Origin of the sequence: Streptomyces fildesensis, from assembly GCF_016107395.1 — a bacterium.
In the GTDB taxonomy this organism is placed as follows: Bacteria; Actinomycetota; Actinomycetes; order Streptomycetales; family Streptomycetaceae; genus Actinacidiphila; species Actinacidiphila fildesensis.
In genome coordinates this window covers 1-1,193 of record NZ_JAAIKO010000128.1, presented here as the reverse complement: position 1 = coordinate 1,193, position 1,193 = coordinate 1, and the positions used below count along the sequence as shown (strand labels likewise).

Annotated in this window: 1 protein-coding gene; it reads left to right on the top strand. The window is 66.6% G+C overall.

The annotated features are described in order from the left end of the window. Positions 1–42 precede the first annotated feature (42 nt). On the top strand, positions 43–978 hold the full coding sequence (locus tag C6N31_RS42195) for an IS5 family transposase (RefSeq protein WP_138357162.1): 936 nt from the start codon (positions 43–45) through the stop codon (positions 976–978). Positions 979–1,193 lie beyond the last annotated feature (215 nt).

Sequence of the window (1,193 nt, the reverse complement as noted above, 5' to 3'; positions counted from 1 at the left end):
CTAGGCCGTGTCCGGCCGATCATCTGATCCGTTGATCTGGTTATGGGTCGGGGTGATCTGACTGACGAGGAATGGGGGCGGCTGGGGCCGCTTCTGCCGGTGAGCAACGGTCGCTGTGGCCGGTGGAGGGATCACCGGCAGGTGATCGACGGCATCCTGCACCGCGTGCGCACAGGCGTGCAGTGGCGTGACCTGCCAGAGCGATACGGGCCGTGGAAGACGGTTTATGAGCGGCACCGGTTGTGGTCGGCCAACGGCACATGGAAGCGGCTGCTGCAGCAGGTCCAGGCCGCGGCTGATGCCGCTGGGGAGATCGACTGGGATATCTCGGTCGACTCCACTGTGATGCGCGCCCATCAGCACGCGGCCGGTGCCCGTCGGACACCCCCCACCGGCCGTCACCGCTTCAAAGGGGGCAGCAGTGGTGGGACACCAGAGCGAATCACCGTAGACGAGCCTCGTCGCCCGGCCGGTGGAGGTGGTCCAGCAGTTGAGGGACTTGGCCGCTCGCGCGGCGGTTTCACCACCAAGGTCCATCTGAGCGCGGACGGCCGGTGTCGGCCGCTGTCACTGATCGTGACACCAGGCCAGCGGGCCGACTGCACGCAGTTCGTCCCCGTCCTGGAAGAGATCCGCGTGCCTAGACTCGGGCCGGGGAGGCCACGCAAGAAGCCGGACAGCGTCGCCGCCGATAAGGCGTACAGCAACGGGCCTTGCCGCCGCTACCTGCGCCGACGCGGCATCAAGCACGTGATCCCGGAGAAGTCCGACTCCCGGGCCGCCCGTCTGAAGCGAGGTACCGGGGGCGGGCGGCCGCCAGGCTTCGACAAGGAGCGCTACAAGAAGCGGAACGTCGTGGAACGGGCGATCAACAGGTTGAAACAGTCCCGGGCCGTGGCCACCCGCTATGACAAGCGGGGCCATGTTTTCCTCGGCACTGTGACCGCAGCGGCACTGCTCATCTGGCTCAGGACCTGACCTGCCGCGAGCTCGCAGAGTTGAGTTCCTCAACGAGATCACTACTTGCGAAAGAAGAGTCATGCCCCGCAAGACGGCGGCTGCTCTACGTCTGGACGCCCTCTGCCGGTCCCATCTTCGGGGCTACCGGCGCCGGCCTTCACGGTTCTCACCTCACACTCTTCGTCAGGCGGCCAGTTTCGAAGCCGAACGCGGCCTACCCATCCGGCAGCTAG